Origin of the sequence: Burkholderia sp. AU30280 (assembly GCF_020420125.1) — a bacterium.
GTDB lineage: Bacteria > Pseudomonadota > Gammaproteobacteria > Burkholderiales > Burkholderiaceae > Burkholderia.
On sequence record NZ_JAIZRY010000001.1, the window covers coordinates 246696 to 268541 of the forward strand.

Annotated in this window: 18 protein-coding genes; 6 read left to right on the forward strand and 12 right to left on the reverse strand. The window is 63.4% G+C overall.

From position 1 onward, the window contains the following. Nucleotides 1-96: 96 nt before the first annotated feature. The 3 genes from LGN17_RS01095 to LGN17_RS01105 all read right to left on the reverse strand — a co-directional run bounded on the left by LGN17_RS01095 (nucleotide 97) and on the right by LGN17_RS01105 (nucleotide 5396). The gene (locus tag LGN17_RS01095; protein ID WP_226194806.1) at nucleotides 97-1242 is read right to left on the reverse strand and encodes an acyltransferase family protein; all 1146 of its coding nucleotides are present in this window, start codon (nucleotides 1240-1242) and stop codon (nucleotides 97-99) included. 176 nt (nucleotides 1243-1418) lie between these two features. Then, complete coding sequence (locus tag LGN17_RS01100; RefSeq protein ID WP_226195264.1) at nucleotides 1419-2846, reverse strand: DUF6418 domain-containing protein; 1428 nt, start codon at nucleotides 2844-2846, stop codon at nucleotides 1419-1421. A gap of 234 nt (nucleotides 2847-3080) precedes the next feature. After that, nucleotides 3081-5396, reverse strand: a complete 2316-nt coding sequence (locus tag LGN17_RS01105; RefSeq protein ID WP_226194807.1) for a GNVR domain-containing protein — start codon at nucleotides 5394-5396, stop codon at nucleotides 3081-3083. A 953-nt stretch (nucleotides 5397-6349) separates the two neighbouring features. On the opposite strand from LGN17_RS01105, the gene LGN17_RS01110 reads away from it, so the two are divergent. After that, nucleotides 6350-7531 carry a polysaccharide biosynthesis/export family protein gene (locus tag LGN17_RS01110; protein ID WP_226195265.1) on the forward strand — a complete coding sequence of 394 codons (1182 nt, stop codon included), beginning with the start codon at nucleotides 6350-6352 and terminating at the stop codon, nucleotides 7529-7531. A gap of 484 nt (nucleotides 7532-8015) precedes the next feature. Beyond that, a complete protein-coding gene (locus tag LGN17_RS01115) occupies nucleotides 8016-10217 on the forward strand; it encodes a glycoside hydrolase family 3 C-terminal domain-containing protein (RefSeq protein WP_226194808.1) in 2202 nt (733 codons plus the stop codon). 74 nt (nucleotides 10218-10291) lie between these two features. On the opposite strand, the gene LGN17_RS01120 is transcribed toward LGN17_RS01115, so the two are convergent. After that, nucleotides 10292-10462, reverse strand: a complete 171-nt coding sequence (locus LGN17_RS01120) for a hypothetical protein (RefSeq protein ID WP_226194809.1) — start codon at nucleotides 10460-10462, stop codon at nucleotides 10292-10294. Continuing rightward, entirely contained in the window at nucleotides 10462-11040 is a 579-nt protein-coding gene (locus LGN17_RS01125; protein ID WP_226194810.1) for a DUF4865 family protein, read from the reverse strand. Before LGN17_RS01125 ends, LGN17_RS01120 begins: the two co-directional genes overlap by 1 nt. A 127-nt stretch (nucleotides 11041-11167) precedes the next feature. Between LGN17_RS01125 and LGN17_RS01130 the strand changes: the two genes are divergently transcribed. The 4 genes from LGN17_RS01130 (at nucleotide 11168) to LGN17_RS01145 (ending at nucleotide 14089) form a co-directional block, all read left to right on the forward strand. Continuing rightward, complete coding sequence (locus tag LGN17_RS01130) at nucleotides 11168-12028, forward strand: LysR family transcriptional regulator (RefSeq protein WP_226194811.1); 861 nt, start codon at nucleotides 11168-11170, stop codon at nucleotides 12026-12028. A 30-nt stretch (nucleotides 12029-12058) separates the two neighbouring features. Then, nucleotides 12059-12709: a DUF2625 domain-containing protein gene (locus tag LGN17_RS01135; RefSeq protein WP_226194812.1), complete on the forward strand. Its 651-nt coding sequence runs from the start codon at nucleotides 12059-12061 to the stop codon at nucleotides 12707-12709. Between the two features lie 241 nt (nucleotides 12710-12950). Then, on the forward strand, nucleotides 12951-13538 hold the full coding sequence (locus tag LGN17_RS01140) for an IMPACT family protein (RefSeq protein WP_226194813.1): 588 nt from the start codon (nucleotides 12951-12953) through the stop codon (nucleotides 13536-13538). 260 nt (nucleotides 13539-13798) lie between these two features. Beyond that, nucleotides 13799-14089 carry an H-NS family nucleoid-associated regulatory protein gene (locus LGN17_RS01145; RefSeq protein WP_175950489.1) on the forward strand — a complete coding sequence of 97 codons (291 nt, stop codon included), beginning with the start codon at nucleotides 13799-13801 and terminating at the stop codon, nucleotides 14087-14089. 63 nt (nucleotides 14090-14152) lie between these two features. On the opposite strand, the gene ppk2 is transcribed toward LGN17_RS01145, so the two are convergent. The 7 genes from ppk2 to LGN17_RS01180 form a co-directional block, all read right to left on the reverse strand. Beyond that, the gene (ppk2, locus tag LGN17_RS01150) at nucleotides 14153-15103 is read right to left on the reverse strand and encodes a polyphosphate kinase 2 (RefSeq protein ID WP_226194814.1); all 951 of its coding nucleotides are present in this window, start codon (nucleotides 15101-15103) and stop codon (nucleotides 14153-14155) included. A gap of 88 nt (nucleotides 15104-15191) precedes the next feature. Next, nucleotides 15192-16583, reverse strand: a complete 1392-nt coding sequence (locus LGN17_RS01155) for an OmpW/AlkL family protein (RefSeq protein WP_226194815.1) — start codon at nucleotides 16581-16583, stop codon at nucleotides 15192-15194. A 4-nt stretch (nucleotides 16584-16587) separates the two neighbouring features. Then, nucleotides 16588-17883 (reverse strand): HlyD family secretion protein, encoded by a 1296-nt coding sequence (locus LGN17_RS01160; protein ID WP_226194816.1) that lies wholly within the window; start codon nucleotides 17881-17883, stop codon nucleotides 16588-16590. A gap of 12 nt (nucleotides 17884-17895) precedes the next feature. Continuing rightward, complete coding sequence (locus LGN17_RS01165; RefSeq protein WP_226194817.1) at nucleotides 17896-18900, reverse strand: hypothetical protein; 1005 nt, start codon at nucleotides 18898-18900, stop codon at nucleotides 17896-17898. After that, a complete protein-coding gene (locus LGN17_RS01170) occupies nucleotides 18897-21017 on the reverse strand; it encodes a peptidase domain-containing ABC transporter (RefSeq protein WP_226194818.1) in 2121 nt (706 codons plus the stop codon). Before LGN17_RS01170 ends, LGN17_RS01165 begins: the two co-directional genes overlap by 4 nt. A 145-nt stretch (nucleotides 21018-21162) precedes the next feature. Next, nucleotides 21163-21348, reverse strand: coding sequence for a hypothetical protein (locus LGN17_RS01175; protein ID WP_021159490.1), 186 nt, complete (start codon nucleotides 21346-21348; stop codon nucleotides 21163-21165). A gap of 224 nt (nucleotides 21349-21572) precedes the next feature. After that, nucleotides 21573-21746, reverse strand: a complete 174-nt coding sequence (locus LGN17_RS01180) for a hypothetical protein (RefSeq protein WP_006495012.1) — start codon at nucleotides 21744-21746, stop codon at nucleotides 21573-21575. Between the last annotated feature and the right edge of the window lie 100 nt (nucleotides 21747-21846).

The following is a 21846-nucleotide window of genomic DNA, read 5'->3' on the forward strand; positions in this document are numbered from 1 at the left end:
CCGGGAGATATCGTGCGTTCGTTTCTCGATCCCGCGAAACGTCCGCTTTTCACTTTTCCGGCCGGTCCGATTGCCGGTCAGACCGATCCGCGCGGATCAGCCATCGGCCTCGCCAGAGGCAAACACACGGCTTCTCCGACGCGCCGTGAGCGTACGCGCAAGCTGCACAAACGGCGCTTCGCATAATCGATAGCCCGCCCAGGACAATGGAATCAAAGGCAGGATCGGTATGATCATGTAGAGACCGAGAGGCCATCCGGTAAGGTGGAAACGCTGACACAGCCAGAACATTGCAAACAGCGGGAGACTATGCAGCAAGTAGATCGAGTAACTGATCTCGCCAAGCCATGAAAGCAGACGAATGCGAAGCTTCAGCAAGGTCGCCAATATCACGAATATCGTGATGCCAATGAAGTAAGCGAGCGAGGTCGGAAAGTGATCCATGTTGTGGTGTCGCCAATCGCTGAGCGCCCCCATCAGCGCGACGCTCGCGATCACCACCGTCAGGCACGCTACTGCCGATCGATAAGTTAGAGCCATTTGACCCTGCCCGCCCCCCCTGGCCCATCGAAAGCGCAGCAATTCAAGAGGCGAGTCGTATGCCCGACGAAAACAGGCCCCCCAGAACATGATGCCAAGATGATACGGCAGCGTTTTATATTCGCTCGGCATACCGGCAGGGGCGAGTTTCAGCTCGACGATCGTCACGAACAGCCCGGTTAGCCCGATGCTGACAACGCACAGACAGGACATCCGATGAAGTGCGCCGAGCCAGAACAGGATCAGGCACAACCCGTAAAAATACAACTCGGTTTCCAGTGTCCAGCCATGCGGCAATATCAGGTTTTCTCCAAATGCGGCAGGCACCATCGTCACATTTGCAAGGATTCCATCGATATCCATTTTTTTATCAAACAGATACCAATGAACAAAATACCCCAAGGGAAGCGCCAACCAGTATGCCGGGTATAGCCGGAAGAATCGTCGAACGAGGAACCGCTTTGTTCCCGCACCAACCTCTCCGTGCAGGCTGCTGGGAATCAGCATGCCGCTGATCGCAAAAAAAACCACCACACCGACCCGCCCGAAGTTCATGGATCGTTGCAGCGTGTCGAGCACGTATTGCGAGCCCGCAATCGGCGCAAATCGCTCGGCATAGTGCGTCCATATGACGAGTATCACCGCAACGGCGCGCATGGCATCGACATGGTGAAAACGCTTCGAATCATTCGATTGGGACATGACTGAAATAGTAAAAACCGAGGTGTCTCGTCACGAATATTCGTCGCTTCGATCGAAGTGGAATCCATCGCTTCCCAAACGATCGTGATGTGGCACCCACGTCTGAGGTATCCGCCAAATGGGTTCCATGCGTCGAGATCGCAGCGTTCGCCCCGACGACCAGGGCGTATGCTGCTTCAGCACGAGCCGGGATGCTTCTTGTCGATCAAGTACCACCAAACCAGTGCCGCTAGCGCATAAAACGCGGTGCGCGAGCCGAACATCATCCAGTAATCGCCTTGCTGAACGGCGAAGGTTGCATACGAGAAGACCTTCGCCATCAGCCATAACATCACGACCCCGCCGCGCATCGTGACGAGGATCTGTAACGCCCCCAGTGCGCCATACACGATGCCGGTCATCGCGACAAAGATCGCCCCGCCGGCATAACCGAACCAATACACGGGCACTGCCATGTTTCCCATCGTGAAAGTGACGTCGTCGAATATGTAGGCCTTGAGGAGCTGAGGCTCGGTGTACGACATCATCAAGTCACGCAAGCCACTCGGTTCCGAATCGTCGAAAAAGGTCGGCATGGTCCAGGAAGCGAGGGAGTTCACGAAACGCCAGAAAGCATCCAGCCCACCCAGCACCGGTGCCGTGAACATATGCGCATCGCCGTCCACCACATACCAGGGCTGCCCCTGCAGCAGAAAGCGCGAAGAGATCACATCGGCCACTTCCAGCCCCTGCCCCCGGTACGCGTAAATGATGGAAACGGTGCCGAGCAACAGCGCCAGTCCCGCGCCGATACCCAGATAACGAACGACCGGTTTGCCGTTCATCGCATGAATTGCAATGAATGGAGCCAGCGAGCACAGGCCGATATGCAGCACCGCCATGAACTGCTCCCCATGCAGCACGTTAAGCCCCAGGTCGATCGCCATCGTAGCGATTGCCAGCCACCGAATGCGTTTATCGGAACTGGTGGCGATGGTGCCCAGCAAAAATCCCATGAAGGTCTGATTGTTCAGGAACAGGTTGAACATCGCCCCGTTCGACGCATCGTTACGCAACGCATACCTGTTGATGCCGGTAAACAGCGAGAATCCCGACGTCAGACCCGCGAGCACACCGGTCACGATGATCGCGGCCGCAAGCGCGAATCCCATCGCAATGCTTATCGGTTGCAGCGCGATCCGCGCCCTGATCGGCTCATGCGACGGGCGCTCGTCCAGGAACCGGCTGAATGCGGCGAGAGCGCAGACGACAAAGATCAGATAGAACGAAAGGAGCCGGCTAAAAGCGCCGGTCGCTTCACCGGAGATGTCGGTTTCCCTGAGATATCCACCGCCCTCCAGCCCCACACCCGCCAGGAATGCGGTCAGCCCGATCGCGAGCACGTAGAGCATCGACACGGCAAACACCGGACGATATTTGACCAGGCCCACGAGTGCCAGTGTCGCCAGCAGCAACGTGCACGTGGCGCTCGGCTCCTTCATTCCGAGCGCCGGCATCATCGCATTGATCAGCAACGCAAGCGCGAATAGCGTCGATATCGTCACGCCGGTTGCGGAGATGGAACCTCCGTTGACCTGTATCGCTCGCGTAGTCCTGTCTATCATGCCGCAATCCGAAATTCGTTTTACCGGTGATGCACCGTTCGAGCCTGCGCGTGTCCTGCCTGCAGCACGATGACGCCCTTCCGCACGAGTTCGGTCTGTGCCTGGAAGGGTGTCACGTTGTTCCTGGAAATTTGGTGCGATGAATGACATGACTGGCGCCGCGCCTGCATCGACTTCAAGCATGCTTTCCATCGCGGAAAACTGCCCGGCTCATACGCTCCGCACCAAGCGATGTCAGGCAGCTTTTCTCATCAATTCCTTTCTGAGTCGCTCCCATGCCTTGAGCAAAAATGTATCGGAGACGACAACACCTGGATCTGTCCGCGACTCGACTTCTTTCGTATCTCGACGGACGTTCGCGTAGTAGCCACGACGCAACGGCGAGGGTTCATATCCATTGAACACCAGCCCATCCACGTTCACGCCGACCTTGTTCAAGTTCTGGATCGCTTCCACGACGCCGCCGTAGCTGACCGAACCTTGCCGTGCCACCATCACCGTGACGTCCGCGAGTCTCGCCAACATCGCGACGTTTGTTACCGGACGTGCCAACGGCGCATCCACGACAATCACGTCGTATTCGCGGCGAAGAGCGGTGATCAGCGGCTCCATCCGCTCCGTTCCAAACAGGTGTCGCCACGGCTCGACACGCTTCCCGGCGGGCAGTACGTCAAGGTTTTCGCTGACGTGGAAGATCGCCCTCTTGAGTTCAAGCGAACCCATCAGCACATCCGACAAGCCTTTCCCGTCTTTCACCGACCAGGTTCGATCGACGCTCGATCCGCCGGCATCGGTGCGCACAAGCAAGGTTTTGAGACCGCTTTCCGAGAACAGGCCGGCAAGATTGGCACAGATCATCGACTTGCCCTGACCCGGCTCGGGAGACGTCATCAGCACGATCCTTGATTGACCGTGCGCTGCAGTCGTCCGGTAACGCAATAACAGCGCCAGATTCTCCAATGCTTCGGCCAGCGGTGTTTCAGGGTGCTCTTTCACGGCAGCAAACGCTGGCCGGCCGTTCAGATCGGCCCCTATCTGATGGGGCGATTTCGGTATAACGCCCAACATCGTGACGCCGGTCACTTCCTCCAGATATTCCGGATTGCGAATGTTATTGAAGTACAATGCGCAACCTTGCGCCGCGGCAACGCCCAGTATCAGGCCGATCGCGGCGCCCAGCACGATCACGAGCACACGCTTCGGCTGAATCGGCTTGTCGCTGACATCAGCCCTGTCGATGATGGACGCATTGCCGACCGTACCGGCCTTTGCAATCTGCAACTGCTGCGCGTTGTTCATCAACCCGATATAGAGCTGATTGTTGACCTCGACGTCACGCGACAAGCGCAAGTAAGTCTGCTGCTGCGACGGCAAGCGCGCGACCTTGCTTTTCAATTCCGCCGACTGCTGATCAAGCGTCTTCAGCTTGCTGGCTACAGCGGTAAGCTGAGGTTGTCCCGCGACATACTTCGACGCCAGATCCTGATACTCGAGCCTGGCTTCGAGCCGCGACTTCTCAACTAACGCCAGCTGATCGATCAGCAGTTGTACATCGCCTTGCGAATCGATCGACCCCTGCGCATTGCGAAACGCATTCAACGCATGCTCCGCCTGCTCCAGCCGCGCCTTCACCACCGGCAATTGCGTGTCAAGGAACGCCAGACTGTGCTCGGAATCCTCCGAGCGCCGTTTTGCCTTGGCATCCAGATAGGCGACAGCAATCGCGTTCAGCAGCCGTGCGGCAAACACCGGATCGGAGTCCTCGAAACTCAGCTGCATGATGCCCGACTGGCGTTTCGTTTCCGCCCCGTTCAGCTTCTTCAGGATCGCCTCGAGCCGCACCGGCGTGGGAACGCGTTGCACGCGAAATTCCGTACCGGCGCGCGCCACGATCCGCGATACTTCCACCCGATAGCCATTTCCCATGCTCGGTTGGCCGACCACTCCCTTCAACACCTCCTGACCACTGCTGTCCTTCAACGAGAATCGGTTGCCTTCAAGATAATCAAACTCCAGCTTCTTGCCGATCTGCGCATCCGGAACGTCGAATTGCTTGAATTCGATCCGCTCGCCGCCCCACGCCCAGAACGGGGAATTGAACAGCGGCTCGACAAGACCATTCTGATCTTTTGACAAAATCGAACCGAGCAAACCGCCGACGAGCGGAATCCGGTTCCTGACCGAAACATCCACCTGAGCGACAGTAGCGTCCATCGCCTGGGTGACAACCGAGCGCGAGCGAGCGATATCGATCTCGCCGACTACGGCCGAGTTCTCGATATCCAGCGCGTTGGAAATTTCCGAAAGCGAACCCAGCGCACTATGCTTGTTTTCCTGGATCTGTATCAACGTGTCCACGGAGTACATCGGTGTCGCCGCAACGGCGTACATCAGCGCCAGCAGCAAACATCCCAGGAAGACGGCCACGAAGACGCGCCGGTAATCCAGCACGTTTTCCAGCAACTCGACCAGTGTGAAGCGAAATCCATCGCGAGCAATACTTCCCGACCCGTCTCGAGATTGCTTCGATGTAGGTCTATCCAGTGCCATGCATAAGCTCCCAAATTGCCATCCTGATGGGCTTCTTGTCGCCGTGCGTGCGTTGGGTCACGCATGTCGCGTACGCGTTCCGGGCCGCTCGTTCGGCACATCACGCCAGGCACTTTCCCGGTGTCCGACCACCTGCGTGCGAGAACGCGCCGCCGAGTCCTTGAACCGAAAGCCAATGTCCCTGCTTGTCCGGGCCACTATGCGATAAATGCGCGGTTTTCTGAGTGCGATGGCTTACATTACGAAGCACTGACGAAACGAATCACCGGGTTGCCCCCCATTTCGTTCTGCGTTAGAAGCTGAAAGCAGGGAGCCGGAAGCGCCGTTCCGATCCCACCGTCGCATTGGTTCCGGTGCTTTGCCGCCGCGGGAACCCGGCACCCGGTCACGCTCGACCGGCGAGGTTTGGCCCTGTTTCAACCCGCCCTTGCCACGCGAATGAATGACGAATCGATTGTTGCTCCCGAGAATTCAATCTGGCCCGTTCGCCGCGGCTTGGTGAGCTAACGCACATCCTTCTTCCGTGGTTCATACAACATGGACGCTGCACGAAAAAATCTCGGGCCCGCATACCGCCCGCATGTGACGGGCTGTGTCAAACCGACGGCTGTCTGGCATCCGCCTCCGAATCCCGGCTCGACCGGTACGCCCGGCAGCATGCGATGAGGTCGAGGCACCTGATGATCGGTTGATCGGAACGGCGAGCGATTGAGGAAACAGGTGACAGCCGGGTATGGCATGCAGGCACGCATTCCGCGCGGCGCCGCTGTCATCGTTGACTCTGGAGTGCGTTCCGACGTTGCAGGCACGCGATTGGCAAGACTATCTGGATGAAACCAATCATGGCGGACGCGAGCGAACGCTTGTGATGTCGCTCGGTGATGGCCCAGTAGATGAAGAATGCCGACGTACGCCGCTTCACCATTTCTCGTTTAACCATGCTGAATGACGACATGAGCAGCCACCCGCTATTCGACACATTAGTGCCGAACAAGAACAACCATACAGTGCGTTGCATGCGCGCTGCGTTTTGCCTCGCGATTTCCACCCTGCTTTCCGCGTGTGCATTTGCCCCCGGCCAGCACATGGCATCCACGCCTGCTTTGCCGGTCACGACCGACGACAACGGCGACGTGACCAGCGACATGAAGGTTCCAGTCAAGCAGATCGACCTGACGCTGATCACCCGGATTCGCGCAGAGCAGAAGAGCCGCACCGCGTTGCCCATCCCCGGCAACCTGCTCGGCAAGGCGAATGGCTACACGGTCGGTCCTGGCGACGTGCTGCAAATCACGGTATGGGATCACCCGGAATTCGCCACCGCTGCCGGCCAGCCGACACCGAACATGAAGCCCTCCGACGCAGCGCCCGGTTTCGTCATCGATGGCGACGGAAACGTGCAGTTCCCGTACATGACGCGACCGATCCACGTAGCCGGAAAAACCGCGGCGCAGATCCAGCGGGAAGTCAGTGCCGAACTCAGGAAGGTATTCATCAAGCCGCAAGTGACCGTTCGCGTGGCATCGTTCCGCGCCGAGCAGGTGTATGTGGACGGTGAAGTGCGTACGCCCGGTTCGCAGGCGATCAACGACATTCCAATGACCCTGGTCGAGGCAGTCAATCGCGCCGGGGGGTTTGCACCGACAGCTGATCAGAGCCGCGTAACGATCACGCGCAATGGAACGACCTATCCGGTGAATGTCGCGCAGCTGATGCAGACGGGCAAGAACCCCGCCGCGATCATGCTGAAGTCAGGCGACCTGCTGCATGTGAGTGCGCGCGAAGATAATCCCGTCTACGTGATGGGTGAAGTGAACAAGCCGCTGGCCGTCCCGCCGCAACGCGACGGTTCGCTCACGCTGAACGAAGCACTCGCACAGGCCGGCCAACTCAACCAGCAGACGTCGAATGCGCAACAGGTTTTCGTACTGCGCAAGGCTGACGACGGCGATCCCGTCATCTATCGACTCGACATGAAATCGCCCGTTTCGATGCTGCTCGCGAACCAGTTCCCGCTGGCGTCGAAGGACATCGTCTATGTCGACAACACCGGGCTCGTCCGCGCGAGCCGCGTGCTGAACCTGCTGCTGCCGGCGATCAGCGCCGGCTTGACCGGCGCACTCGTCACGAAGTAACGCTCCACATGCCGGCCAGGTCGCGCGGGTCTCCACGCACCCGGCCAGGGTCGATGCGCACGCAACGAGCCGCAGCGCCTTCATCGGCGCATTCCCCCGCGCAAACGCCCGTCCGCAGGTACTTCTTACTCCGCGCCGCCACCGCAATCGGGAACGATGACCGTCTTTTCATCGCGTCTCACGGCCGTGTCGAATAAAGATCGTACGTATCGGTACAAACACCGATGCTGTAGTCAAACTACATTCATACCATTAGTCGCTGCAGAGAATCGCTACATCCGATTCGGCAGCGTCGGGCGGCCCGTGCGTCGCCGTCCGCGTTGACCGGTCGAGCCCAACCGGCCGTAACGATTCCCCGCCTGGCCTGGCATGCGACGCGCAACCACCCTGCATCGCCAGCCGAATGCGTCCGGTGCGAATCCACCGGACGTGCGCAGCTCCAGACATCATTCGAACAACCGGCAATACGATCATGGAGAGCAACATGCGGGACAAACTCTGGCCGGCCGTCGTGCTGGCAGCGACCCTCTGCACCAATGCCTACGCAAGCAACGCCGATTTCAACGCGCAGGGCGACGCGACCGATGCGTTCGCGTCGGCCGCCGCGCAACGGCGCGCCGACCTGCTCGTGCGCAAGATGACACTCGACGAAAAACTTCAATTCATTCATTCGCAATACGAAATGTCAAAGGTGCCGGGCGGCGGCGCCGGCTACATCCAGGGCGTGCCGCGGCTCGGCATTCCCGACCTGAACATGGTCGACTCGGCGACGGGTTCCGGCAGCACGTCGCAGGCCAGCACGACGTTCCCCGCGACGATCGCCGTCGCCGCGAGCTGGGATCGCCGCCTGTCGTACGACTACGGCAAGCAGGTCGCGATCCAGTTGCGCGCGCAAGGGTTCGGCATGGGTCTCGGCGGCGGCACCAATCTCGCGCGCGAACCGCGCGGCGGGCGCCTGTTCGAGTATCTCGGCGAGGATCCGCTGCTCGCCGGCGACCTGCTCGCCGAACGCACGCTCGCCACGCAGCGGCAGAAGGTCATCGCGACCATCAAGCACTACGCGGGCAACGAGCAGGAGCACGGCCGGATGGGCGGCAACACGCAGATCGACGAGCGCACGCTGCGCGAACTCTACCTGCTGCCGTTCGAGATCGCCGCGAAGCGCGGGCGGCCCGGCAGCGTGATGTGCAGCTACAACCGCCTGAACGGCACGTATGCATGCGAGAACCCTCACCTGCTGAACGACGTGCTCAAGAACGAATGGGGCTTCCAGGGCCAGGTGCAGTCCGACTGGGGGGCGACGCACAGCACCGCCGCCGCGATCAACGCCGGGCTCGACGAGGAAGAAGACGTCGGATCGACCGTGTACCTGACGCCGGCGGCCGTCAAGCAGGCCATTGCGAACGGCTCGGTGTCGACGGCACGGCTCGACGACATGGTGCGGCGCAAGCTCGCGGTGATGATCCGCGTCGGCGTGATGGACGATCCGGCCAAGGGCGGCGGCACGATCGATTTCGCGGCCGCAAGCCGGTTCGCGCAGGCCGCTTCCGAGCAGTCGATCGTGCTGCTGAAGAACGACGGCAACCAGTTGCCGCTTGCCGCGTCCGCACTGTCGCATATCGCCGTGATCGGCGGCCATGCCGATGCGGCCGTGCTGTCCGGCGGCGGCTCGGGCAACACGCGCGACCCCGTATCGGGATCGTTCGCGGGCTGCGGCGGCCTCACATTCGGGTCATCGACGGGATGCAGCTGGTGGCGCAATCCGTGGCTGAAGGTCGACGTGCCGATCGTCGACGCGATCCGCGCGCTCGCGCCGGCCGCGCAGGTCACCTATGCCGGCAACAGCGATCAGCAGTCGCCGTTCCGCGCGTACACGCAGCAGGAAATCGACCAGGCCGCGGCACTCGCGGGCCGTTCGGACGTCGCGATCGTCGTGGTCGCACAGCCGGCCGGCGAGGATTTCGGTGATCTCCAGAGCCTGAGCCTCGCGAACCCGTCGAACCAGGATGCGCTCGTCGAAGCCGTCGCGCGCGCGAATCCGCACACGATCGTCGTCGTCCAGAGCGGCAACCCGGTGCTGATGCCGTGGAAGGACCAGGTATCCGCGATCGTCGAAGCGTGGTATCCGGGCGAAGCCGGCGGCAAGGCGATCGCGAACGTGCTGTTCGGCGCGGTCAATCCGTCCGGCAAGCTGCCCGTTACGTTCCCCGCGCGCGATCAGGATTCGCCGACCTGGGGGCAGAACGGCGCGTTCGACAACGATCCCGTCTATGCGGAAAAGCTGAACATGGGCTATCGCTGGTATGACGCGCACAACATCAAGCCGATGTTCGAGTTCGGCTACGGGCTGTCGTACACGCACTTCGCGTATTCGGGGCTGTCGGTGTCGAAGCAATGGGACGGGTCGCTGAGCGTCGCGTTCACGGTGCGCAACGACGGGCGCGTTGCGGGCGCGGAAACGCCGCAGGTCTATCTCGGCGTGCCGTATAAGGACGAACCGCCGAAGCGGTTGGTCGGCTGGGAGAAGATCCGGCTGAATCCGGGCGAGACACGGCGTGTGCGCGTTACCGTGTCGCCGCGCATGCAGAGCGTGTGGGATACGTCGCGTAACGGCTGGCGCGTGGTGCCGGGCGGGACGGTGTATGTCGGTGCGTCGTCGCGGGATATCCGGTTGCAAGGGCACTGAGCGGAAAAAACCCGACGGAAGAGCCGCGCATGTCGTGCCCGGCTCTTCCGTATTCACCCATCCGCTGACGGCCCTTACCGGAGCAACAGCGCCAGCAACGTCGCGAGCGCGGCAATCGCGGCGATCCCCGCCGCCATCCCGGCGAGATGCGCGGCAACCACCAGGCCGGCCGGCAGCCGCGCGGATGCCGGGCCGCTGGCCCCACCCGCCGGCCCGGCCCGCGATCGCGACGCGACGCCGGTCATCACACCCCGCTCCCTTCGAGCGTATCGAGCAACGGCCGGGCCAGATGCAGGACCTGGTACACCGTGCCCGCGCCGCCGTCGTCCGGCTCCCGCTCCGATACGAGTACTCGCGTCAGCCGCCAGCGCAGCGGATCGAGGCTGACCGCAGCCGCGACCGTACCCTGCCGCGCCGCCACGTCTCGATTACGCGCGAACTCCTGTGCCAGCGTCGCGTCGAGGTCCGCATCCGCCGGAATGTCGACGGCATCCAGCCGCACGAAGCGTCCCTTCGACGCGCTGCCCTTGCGTGCATCGAGCGCAACCTGCACGTCGATCGGCGCGCGTCCGAAACTGTCCGTCACGACCCGATAGCGACCGTCCGTGACGAACCCAGCGAACGCCTGTTCATTGCGCCAAAGATAAAACGATGCATAGCCGTTTTCCGTCGCACCGTAACGGCCCGTCTCGCGCAACAGGAACCCCTTGAACACGAGATCCGGCGTGTCATCCCAGAGCCTGCCGCGCTCGCGCACACGATTGCGGATGATGTCGAGGTCGTAGTCCGCCGGCAGGCGGTGCACGTAGTACGCGGTCAGCATGATCGACTCCTGCGATTGAAATGGGCGATTCCGAACGGCTTGGGAAAAGCGTAGAAGACCTTGAATCATTTGAAAATACGATGGCAGAATATTTCAATGATTCATTTCTGAAATGGATGAGTGTGTAATGAAAACGCTCGACATCGAAGCCGTGCAGGCGTTCGTGTTGACTGCCGACCTCAAGAGCTTCACGCGGGCCGCCGAGGCGATGGACACGACACAGTCCGCGGTGAGCCTGAAGATCAAGCGGCTCGAAGACGGCCTCGGCCGCCGCCTGCTGGAACGGACGCCGCGGCAGGTTCGCCTGTCGGTGGACGGCACCGCGTTCCTGGAACCCGCGCGCGAGCTCGTGGCCGCTCACCAGGGTGCGGTCGGCGCGTTCGGCGCCGGCCAGCGGCGGCTGGTGATTGGCGTGAGCCATCATGTCGTCGGCGCCGATCTGCCGATGCTGCTTCGGCGTATGAGCGAAGCGGAACCCGGGCTCGTGCTGGAGATCCGGGTCGCTGCGTCACGCGACGTGCTCGATGCCTTCGACCGCGGCCAGCTCGACGCCGCCGTCGCGCTGCAGCACGACAGCCGGCGGCTCGACGGTGAAACCCTCCTGTCGGAGTCGTTCGGCTGGATGGCCGCGACCGATTTCGAGTACCATCCGCCGCAACCGCTGCGGCTCGCGACGCAGGCCGAGCCATGCAGCGTCCGCCGCATGGCGATCGGCGCACTGGACGAAGCTGGTGTCGCCTGGACAGAAGTATTCGTCGGCGGCGGCGTGGCGACGATCGGCGCAGCGGTGTCAGCCGGGCTGGCCGTCGCCGCGCTCGGGCACCGCGTGGCACCCGTCGGGACGGTCGACGTGGGCGCGCGATACGGGCTGCCGCCCTTGCCGACGCGCGACGTGGTGCTCTACTCGAACCTGACCGATGCGCGGGCCCGACAAGCGCTGCGCACGCTGGGTGCGGCGCTGCGGTCGTCGGTCGGCGGCGTGCGTTGATATCGCGCGTGAACAACCCGGAGAACACACATGCGTCCGCTGGACGAACTGGTAGACGAGCGCGAGTCCGCTCTCCCGAATTTGATCGAGTGGGCGGCGGCAGCCAGTCGCCGTTGTGAAATACTGCCCGCGTCCGATCGGCGCTGCGAAGTTCTGTCTGCGCTTCAGGTGTCCACCCGATCGACCCTGGGGGCAATCGCTTATTCGACCGGCGGCGTACTGGTGGACGGAGGCTACTTTCGCCTGCTTGGCTCAGGCCATCCCCGGCTGCCCAGAGACATCGTCGGCTGGAATGACGGGCGATCATCCGGCTTTCTATTGATCGCGGACGATGCCGTCGGCGGATTCTTCGCATTGAACGGAGGTGCACTCGGGGCGGACACAGGTTCGGTGTACTACCTTGCGCCCGACACCCTGGGGTGGGAGCCTCTCGATATCGGGTACAGCGACTTCGTGCGGTGGTCGCTCAGCGAGAAGCTGGATGACTTCTATGCGAGCTTGCGCTGGCCTGGCTGGCAAGCTGATATCCAGCATCTGACGACGGATCAATGCTTCAGCTTTTATCCGTTCCTGTGGACGAAAGAAGGATCGGTTGAACACAGCAGCCGCAAGGCGGTCTGCGTGTCCGAGCTCTACGCTCTCCATGTCGACCCGGGATCCGTCACGTCACGGCAATCTTGACCAAGCCTCAACAGGTGAACGGCCGCTGCCGCACCATTCACATCGGCGCGCTTCGCCATTGCGTGTCCGGTGGATCCGCCGGGCCGGATCCTGACGGCATCGAGTTGCTTCGATGCGCACCACGGTAAAATCCGGCTTCCATCCCGCCCATGCAGCTGGCCCATGCCTGCCCGGGTCAGCATCGAAAGAGTCGACACGCCATCATCACCTTGATTTCATTACACTTTCCCCGTCGCGACGCATGATGTACTCGCTCGCCACCACTTACACCCGCGAACTCGAGATCCGCAAGAGCCGCTTCATCGCGTACGCGATTCCCGTCGACGACCGCGACGCCGCGATGCAGGCACTGCAACGCCTGCGCGAAGAACATCCGGCGGCCACGCATGTGTGCTGGGCACTGCTGGCGGGCGGCCAATCCGGGATGTCGGACGACGGCGAGCCATCGGGCACCGCGGGCCGCCCGATCCTGGAAGTGCTGCGCCATCACGATCTCGACGGCGTGCTGGGTGCGGTCGTGCGTTACTACGGTGGCGTGAAGCTCGGCGCGGGCGGATTGGTGCGCGCGTACACCGATGCAATCGCGTCGGCGCTGCTCGATGCCGAGCGCGTCGAGCGCATCCGCTACACGCGGCTCGCGATCGAGATCGGCTATCCCGAGGAGGCGCGCGTGCGCCGCTGGATCGAACAGGCGGGTTATGAACTGGTGGACAGCGCGTACGGGATGACGGTCAGGCTCGTGATCAAGCTGCCCGAGACCGCCGACGCGAACGCGCGGGCCGAGTTGTTCGACCTGACGCAAGGGCGATCAGGCTTTCCCGATCTGTGACGAGCGGCAACCGCGCGCCCCGTCGCCCCCGCTGCCGGCAAATTCCGCCGAAAAATCAGATACGTCCGATAGAAAAACCGCACGCCGCCACTTAATCTCATCGGGTTCCCGGCGACTCGCGCCGCATACGTTTCCCGCAGGCCGGCGCAAGCAGCACGCAACCGCCACCGGCCAAGGCGGCGCGCCTGGGCCAGGCGCGCCGACGTATAGCTCACCACGCGTCGCCAATAATCAAAACTCGACTACGGGATATCGGACGCATGCATCAAGTGAAGGCACTGCAAGCCCAGCTTGCGGAACTCGATCGGCGCATCAAGGCGGCGCGAAGCCGCGAACGTAACGCGGTGCTGGCGCAGGTACGCGAACTCGTCACGAACTACGCGCTGACCGCACGGGAAATCTTCGGGCAGGGTTACAGCGATCGCGCGAAGCTGTTCACCGTCGGCGTGAAGTATCGCGACCCGGCAACAGGCGCGACATGGAGCGGGCGCGGGCGCGCACCCGCATGGATCGTCGGGCGCGACCGCGACGCATTCCTGATCCGGGAGTAACGCGCGCCGCGTTGCACGGCGCGCCCCTTCATCGCATCGAACCCGCCGCGGCCACTCAGTAACTCAGTAAATATCCGGCACGATCATGTTGTCCGGCACCGGCCGGCGGATGTAATCCTCGTGATGCTCGCGCGGCGGCAGGTCGATCGGTGCGTGCGGCACCTCGTGATACGGCACCTGCTGCAGCAGGTGGTGAATGCAGTTCAGCCGCGCGCGCTTCTTGTCGACGGCCTGCACGACCCACCACGGCGCTTCCGGAATGTGCGTACGCAGCAGCATCTCTTCCTTCGCGGCCGTGTAGGCTTCCCAGCGGCGGCGGCTCTCGAGATCCATCGGGCTCAGCTTCCACTGCTTGAGCGGATCCTGGATCCGGCTCTGGAATCGCACTTCCTGCTCGTGATCGGTGATCGAGAACCAGTACTTGACGATCTGGATCCCGCTGCGCACCAGCATCTTCTCGAACTCGGGCACCGAACGGAAAAACTCCTCGTATTCCTCGTCGGTGCAGAAGTTCATCACGCGCTCGACGCCCGCGCGGTTGTACCAGCTGCGGTCGAACAGCACGATCTCGCCACCGGCCGGCAGATGCGCGACATAGCGCTGGAAATACCATTGCGTGCGTTCGCGGTTGTTCGGCGCCGGCAGCGCCGCCACGCGGCATACGCGCGGGTTCAGCCGCTGCGTGATGCGCTTGATCGCCCCCCCCTTGCCGGCCGCGTCGCGCCCCTCGAAAATGACGACGAGCCGGTGCCCCGTGCTCACGACCCAGTCCTGCAGCTTCACGAGCTCGCCCTGCAGCCGGAACAGTTCGCGGAAATACTGCTTGCGCGCCTCGCGACGCTCCTGCGAAAACAGCAGGTCGTCGGTGTCGTCGAAGCGGCGATCGTCGAGCTCCATCTCGAGCTCTTCGTCGTAGGCGTCGACCAGGTCTTCCTCGAAACGGCGCTGGCGCACCTCCATCGATTCCATATCGGTGCGGTCGTCGGTCTCGTTACGGGTATCGTTGTCGCCCATGGGGCCTCCTTCCATCATTGACGCAGCCAAACTCCGACATTATCCCAGTGTCGCGCGTCAAATTCATGAAAAAGGGCCGGCGCGCCGGTCAGAAGCGGAATGCGAGCAGTACGCTCGCCAGCACGGGGTTCGCGGAAATATCGAACGTGTTCGACGCGAGCTGCCGGTTCGGCTGGTCGATGTCCAGCGTAATCTTCGTACGTAACGGGATATAGGTCACCATGCCGGTGACCCAGAACTGGCGCGTGATCTGGTAGCTCGCGCCGACGGTGAACACCGGCTCCCACACGCTCTTCACCTTGGCCGACACGTTGGTCTTGCCCGACAGCAGCAGGTCGCCGCCGGCATCCCAGATACGCTGGAACAGCGACGGGTCGAGCAGCAGCGACTGCAGGCTGCCGATGTCCGCGCCCGCCGCGAGCAGCCCGCCGAGCGACGCGAGCTTGCGCTGGAACACCGGATTCAGGTTCGTGTTCGTGAAGCGCGTATAGCTGATGCCGATGCCCGCGAACGGGCGGAAACGATCGTCGCGCTCCCCGAGGTAATACTTGAACACGACGGAGCCGAGCCACGCGCGCGTGGTCGCGAGCGGATTGCTTTGCGTGTTCGCGAGATCGATCAGCGGAAAGCGCCCCTGGACGCCCGAAAATATCCGGTCGAGCGGCAGCGCGATGCTGCCGTGCCCGCGCAGGGTCAGCACCGGCGGAATGCCCGCGCCGAGTTCAGCCGCCCAATTCTCCGAGAAAAAGTGGGTCAACGTGAACGCCAGCGTGTTCGTGTTGCTGAGCGACAGGCTCGAACCCTGGTTCTGAAAGCTGTTCAGCCCGAGGGCGTCCGTGTGCGTCGTCACGGGTGTCGATCGGCCGGTCGTGCCGATGAAGTGCCAGCCGAGGCCGACCATGTTGCGGTCGTCGCCCATCAGCTGCGTCAGCAGCGGCGGCGCCTGGGCGGCCGGCAGATCCGGCAGCCGCGACGGGTCGATCGGATGCAGTTCGTACGGCATCCGGTCGGCGTGGACGACGCCGCCGGCCGGTGCGCGATCCGCCGTCGCATCGCGGGGCGCGGCCGGCTCGCAGCCGCCAGCTGCGCCGTTGTCGTCGAAGCCGATACCGTCCGCGCCATCGTCGCGCGCGGCCACGCATGCGCGCCCCGCCCCGCTGGTTCGCTGGCCGAGCGTGATCTTGCGCGCCGTCAACGGTACGGTGTCGGGTTGCGGCACGTCGCCCGAGTCGTCACGCCCGCGGCGGGCCGGCCCTGCATCGGTCGCCCACGCGCTCGCATCGAATCCGTCCGCGTCGCCGCCCGGCCAGAAGCCGATTCCGTCGGCGCCGGCCTGCCAACCCGGTTCGACGCCACCGTCCGGCTGCGGCGCGCCATGCGCGGCGGCCGCGCAAGCGCACAGCGCCGCAGCGAGCCAGCGCGACAGCGGGCGCACGGCGCCCGGCCGTGCGCGACGGCGATCCTTGTCCCGGCTCGCCATCGGCTCAGGCCGGCACGCCGAACAGGCGTTGACGGATGCGGTACAACGGCTCGAACAGCCATTCGAGCAGGCTGCGCCGCTCCAGCACGATATCGGCCTTCAGCATCATCCCGGCCCGCAGCGACAGTGGCCGCCCATCGAATGCCGGCGTGCGGTCGGCCAGCTCGACCCAGGTCTTGAAGTAGGTTTGCGGCGTAGCGGCATCGCCCGGCAGGTTCAGCTCCTTCGCGGAAAACGCGACGGGCGAGATCGACAACACCTTGCCGCGATAGGTGCCGAACTTCTCGACCGGATAGCTGGCGTACGCCACCTTCACTTCCTGCCCCTTCTTCACGAAGCCGGCCTTCGACGACGGAATGTAGACCTCGGCGATCAGCCCGTCGGCCTTCGCGGGCAGGATCTCGACGACGCGCGTGCCGGGCGGGTCGATCACGCCGCCCTGCACGACGTCGAGCCGCACGATCTGCCCGTCGGCCGGCGCGTACAGCACCTGGTTCACGTTCTCGTCGATGTTGTATTCCTTCGCATTCAGCTCCTCCTGCTTGATCTTCAGTTCCGCGTTCGCGCCGTCGTACTTGCTCTGCATCGTGTCGAGGTCGCCCCGCAGCTTCATCGCGTTCTTCATAAGCTCGGCGCGGCGCAGCAGCAGGTCCTGGTACGCCTGCCCGGCCTGCAGGTACTGCGTGTTGACCTGGTTGTACTGCTCGAGCGTCACGACCTGTTCGTCGAGCAACTGCTTCACGCGCGCACGCCGCTCGCCGTATTCGTCGACGATGCGCTTCTGGTCCTGGATCTGCCGGTCGATCAGCCCGCGGCTCTCGCCCTGCGCGGCGATCTGCTGGTTGATCTGCTGCACCGACGACTTGTATTCGAGGCGCGCGGCATCGATCTGCTGCGTCACCTCGACACGCTGCCGGTCGAGCGCCGCGCGCATCCCCTGCACGTTGTTGGCCTGGCTCACGAAGCTCGTGTCGCGCGTCACCGCCAGCAGCCGCTGGCCGGCCTTCACGTGCTGGTCCTTGCCGACGTAGACGTCGCGCACGGCCCAGCCCGGCGGCGCGCCGACGCCGATCAGCCCCGAGCGCGGCGTCAGCATCCCCGACACGCTCTCGGTATTCGCGTAGCTCAGTTCGACGAGCGCGGTCACGAACATCGCGAACATCGCAAGTGACAGGTAGCAGAAGAACCGCAGCGACACCGGCACGTCGACGACGCCGTGGATCACGGTGCCGAAGGTCGTGCCGCGCGCAAGCTTGCGCGACGGCTTCTGTTCTCGGAGGGTGGCGTTCCAGGTCGGCATGGGGCGGGCTCGTCAGGAGCGACGCCGCGCGGCCGCATCGAGCAGCGGCGTCGGCATCAGGTAAGGCGTGAAGTGTTCCCAGAAATGCCACTGCTCGGGCTGGCGTACCAGCGCCTGCTCGAGCCGGTCGACGATGCGCTGGTGCGTCGCGCGCACGGGCGACGCGTCGTCGTCCGTGCCGAGCATCGGCGCGAGCGGGCTGGCCGCGAGCTCGGTGAAATGCACCGCGCAGCGATCGCGGAACGGCACGCCCGTCGCATACGCGACGAGCAGCGGAATCCCCTGCTCGACCGCGAGCTTCACGCCGCCGCCGGCCATCCGCACCCAGCGGCCGCCGAGCCGGCAGCGGTTGGTCTTGCCGAACTTGCCGTGCAGATCGGAGAACAGCAGGAAGACGGGCGCCTCGCGCCGCAGGCTCGTGATCAGCCGCCGCAGGTGCACGCGCTCCTCGATGTCGATGAACTCCACTTCGCCGGCGCCGTATTCGGCGACGAGCCGCAGCGCATCGTCGAAGAACGCGCCCGGCGCATCGCGGTGCAGGATCACCATCAGCTTGCGGTCGTCGGGAATCATGAAGCGCAGCTTCGTGACGAACAGCATCAGGTTGCCGAAGTGCAGCCCCGCGAGCATCAGCGGGCCGCCGCGCGCGAGCGCCGTGCGCAACTGCTCGTCGCCTTCGCACGCCATGCCGTCGATCATCGACTTCATCGATTCGAGGCTGTGCGTACGCAGCTTGAGCCCCGCGAACTCGGCTTCGAACAGCTCGCGCACGATCGCCGCCGACACTTCCCGCACCCGTCGCGGATCGTCGTTCAGGTGCGCGCTCAGCATGTACGCGACCGCGCGCTCGATCGACTCGCGAATGCACGGAAAGCAGCGCAGGCATGCGCCCGAGCACCAGCGCATCAGCCGCAGCCCGCGCGCGGGTGACGTACGCAGCGCGACGGCGCGCACCACGCGCCGCACCAGGAACGCATACGAGAACGGGTTGAGCAGAAAGAGCCGTCCGAGCATCACCGCGCCTCCTCGGCCGAACGCCATGCGTCGGTCGCATCGGTCAATACGCCGTCCTGCATCTCGTAGATCCGGTCGACCCTCGACAGGATCGACGCATCGTGCGTGACGAGCACGATCGTGCACGGCAGCGTCAGCACGTTGCGGCAGATCTCGTGCGTCGTCGCCTGGTCTAGGTTCGACGAGAATTCGTCGAGGATCAGCAGGCGCGGCTCGCAATACAGCGCCCGCGCGATCAGCAGCCGCTGCATCTGGCCGGCCGACAGGAATTTCTGCGTATCGCCGAGCGGCGTGTCGTAGCGATGGTCGAGCCGCTCGATCTCGTCGTGGATGCACGCGAGCTTCGCCGCGTCGAACATCGCGCCGATCCGCGGCGCGGGCGCGAAGTTCGTGATGTTGTCGCGGATCGTCCCGCGAAACAGCTGGTCGGACTGCGTGACGGCCGCGAGATGCTTGCGGTACTGCCGCAGGTTCACTTCCGCGAGATCGACGCCGCCGACGAACAGCGTGCCGGGCTCGGGCCGCACGAGGCCGCAGATCAGGTTCAGCAGCGTCGTCTTGCCGCTGCCGGTGCGGCCGACGATCGCGATCTTGCCGCCCGCCGGCACATCGAGCGCGATCTCGCGCAGGATCGGGCGGTGGCCGCCCTTCGGCGTATACGACAGCGCGCGAATCGACAGCGCGCCGTCGAAACCGTCGACCGGACGCACGACGGCGTCCGGCGCGGGCTCCTCGGTCTCGGTCTGCAGCACGTCCGCGACGCGATCCATGTGCACCTGCAGCACCTTGCGGCGCACGTAGAGCTGGATCGAATCGATGAACTTGTCGGCGAACAGGTTCTTGTACTGGATGAACGCGTAGATCACACCGATCGTGCTCTGGCCGTGCATCACGAGCCACGCGCCGTACGTGACGATCACGAGCTGCTCGACGTGCACGATGCCTTTCGAGATCGCATCGAACAGCAGTTGCAGCCGCTCCTGCTGGCGCATCGCCTGCAGCTTCTGCGTGAACGCGTTCACCCACAGGCTGCTGCGCGCGGTCTCGGCCGACAGCAGCTTGATCGAGTGCGCCGAGCGGATGTTCTCGATCAGCAGCGCGTCGGCTTCGGCGCCGCGCGTGAGGATCTGCGACATCGCGTCCTGCAGTTGCGGCTGGATCGCGAGCCGGCTCAGCGCGAACAGCACCATCCCGGCCAGGCTGAGGCCGGCCAGCACCGGGCTGTAGTACAGCATCAGCACGAGCGTCAGCGTGCAGGTGACGATATTGAGCAACCCGCCGACGAGGCCATCGACGAGAAAGCGCCCGACTTCCGACACCGACGACACGCGCGAGATCGAATCGCCGGTGTTGTGGAACAGGAAATAGCCGATCGGCAGCCGCGCGAGATGCCCGACCATGTTCGCCGACAACTGCTGCGACACGATGTTGCGCAGGTAGCTCTTGATGTTGCCGACGAGGTTTGCGTACAGCGTGTCGAACAGGAACACGATCGCGAACAGGATCGTCAGCAGGTACAGGATGTCGACGTCGGTCTTCTTCAGCGCCTCGTCGATCGTCAGCTGCACGTACGACGGGCCGAGCAGCAGCAGGAGCTGCGCGGCGACACCGCCCGCGATGCCGATCGCGAGGCTCTTGCGAATGCCGGTCAGCCCTTCGAGGTAGTCGCGCAGCCGGATCCGGTCGGCCTGCCCCGCCCGCGTGAAGCCGATGTCCGGATTCAGTTCGAGCGCATAGCCGGTGATGTGCGTGAGCGCCTGCGCGAGCGGCAGCCTCGTTTCGCCGAGCGCGGGATCGACGATGTGCACGCTGCCGTAGCCGACCTTCGTCAGCACGACATAGTGGTTCATCCCCCAGTGCAGGATGCACGGCGTCTTCAACGCATCGAGTTCGCCCGCGTCGAACTGCAGCCCGCGTGCGCGCAAGCCGAGATCGTTCGCGATCTCCATCAGGTCGAAGAACGACAGCCCGGAATCGATCCGGACCGGATAGCGGTTGCGCAGCGCGCGCAACGTCGTTTCACGCCCGTGCCACGACGCGATCATCGCGAGGCAGGCCAGGCCGCACTCCGTCACCTCGTCCTGCTGGACCGGACGGACTTTACGCGTATTGAAGAGCATGGTCGGGCACCCGGGGCGCGACGACGCGCCGCCCGGGCCTGCCGGTAGCAGGCCCATGGCGGGTCGCGCGCGATACGCATGGGCGCAGCCGGCACGCTGCCGGCTGCGACGGAAGATCGGTGTTACCGGCTGTCGGGCGGGCCGCTCAGCGCGACGAGCCGAGCGACATCCGGAACTGTTCGACGGCGCGGGCCTGGTACTGGGTCATCAGGCCCTGGAGCGTGGTGCCGATCGACTGGTTGACGAGATCGACCGTATAGGCGGCCGAATTGGAGTAAAGCGACGCGCCGCCGCGAATCTGGCGGGCCTGTTCTTCCGTGATGTCTCGCATTTGCTGTGGCCTTTATATTGTCGGAATGCCCGCCACCGTCAGCCAACTGCAATCCAAATGGCTTTTACTTTATTACGGAGATAATCCGGCACTCCTGCCTCCTGATAATCGCCCGAACCGAAAGAAATACATTTCGGATTCGTTTTATTTCCACTGCGGCGATCGATTCTTTTCCTTCTGTTGCGCAGCATTTCGCGCGGGGGGCGCCTCCCCGCGCACGGCGGTTACTTGCCGGTATTATTGAACGTCTTCGGGTTCTGCAGGTAATTGCCGAGGCTCGGCAGGAACTGGCCGAGCGCGGTCACCACCGGCGCGGCGTCAACGGCGAGGCTACCCAGCGAGCTGATCGCACCGCCGCCATGCACATTCCTGACCTGTTCCGTCGTCATGACCTTCATCATTCTCTCCTCGTAAAAAATAAAGACGATGCAAAGAACCTTCATTGAAATACAAACGGCTTTTAATCCCTAGCGACTTGTTAATCTAATAATCACTGCG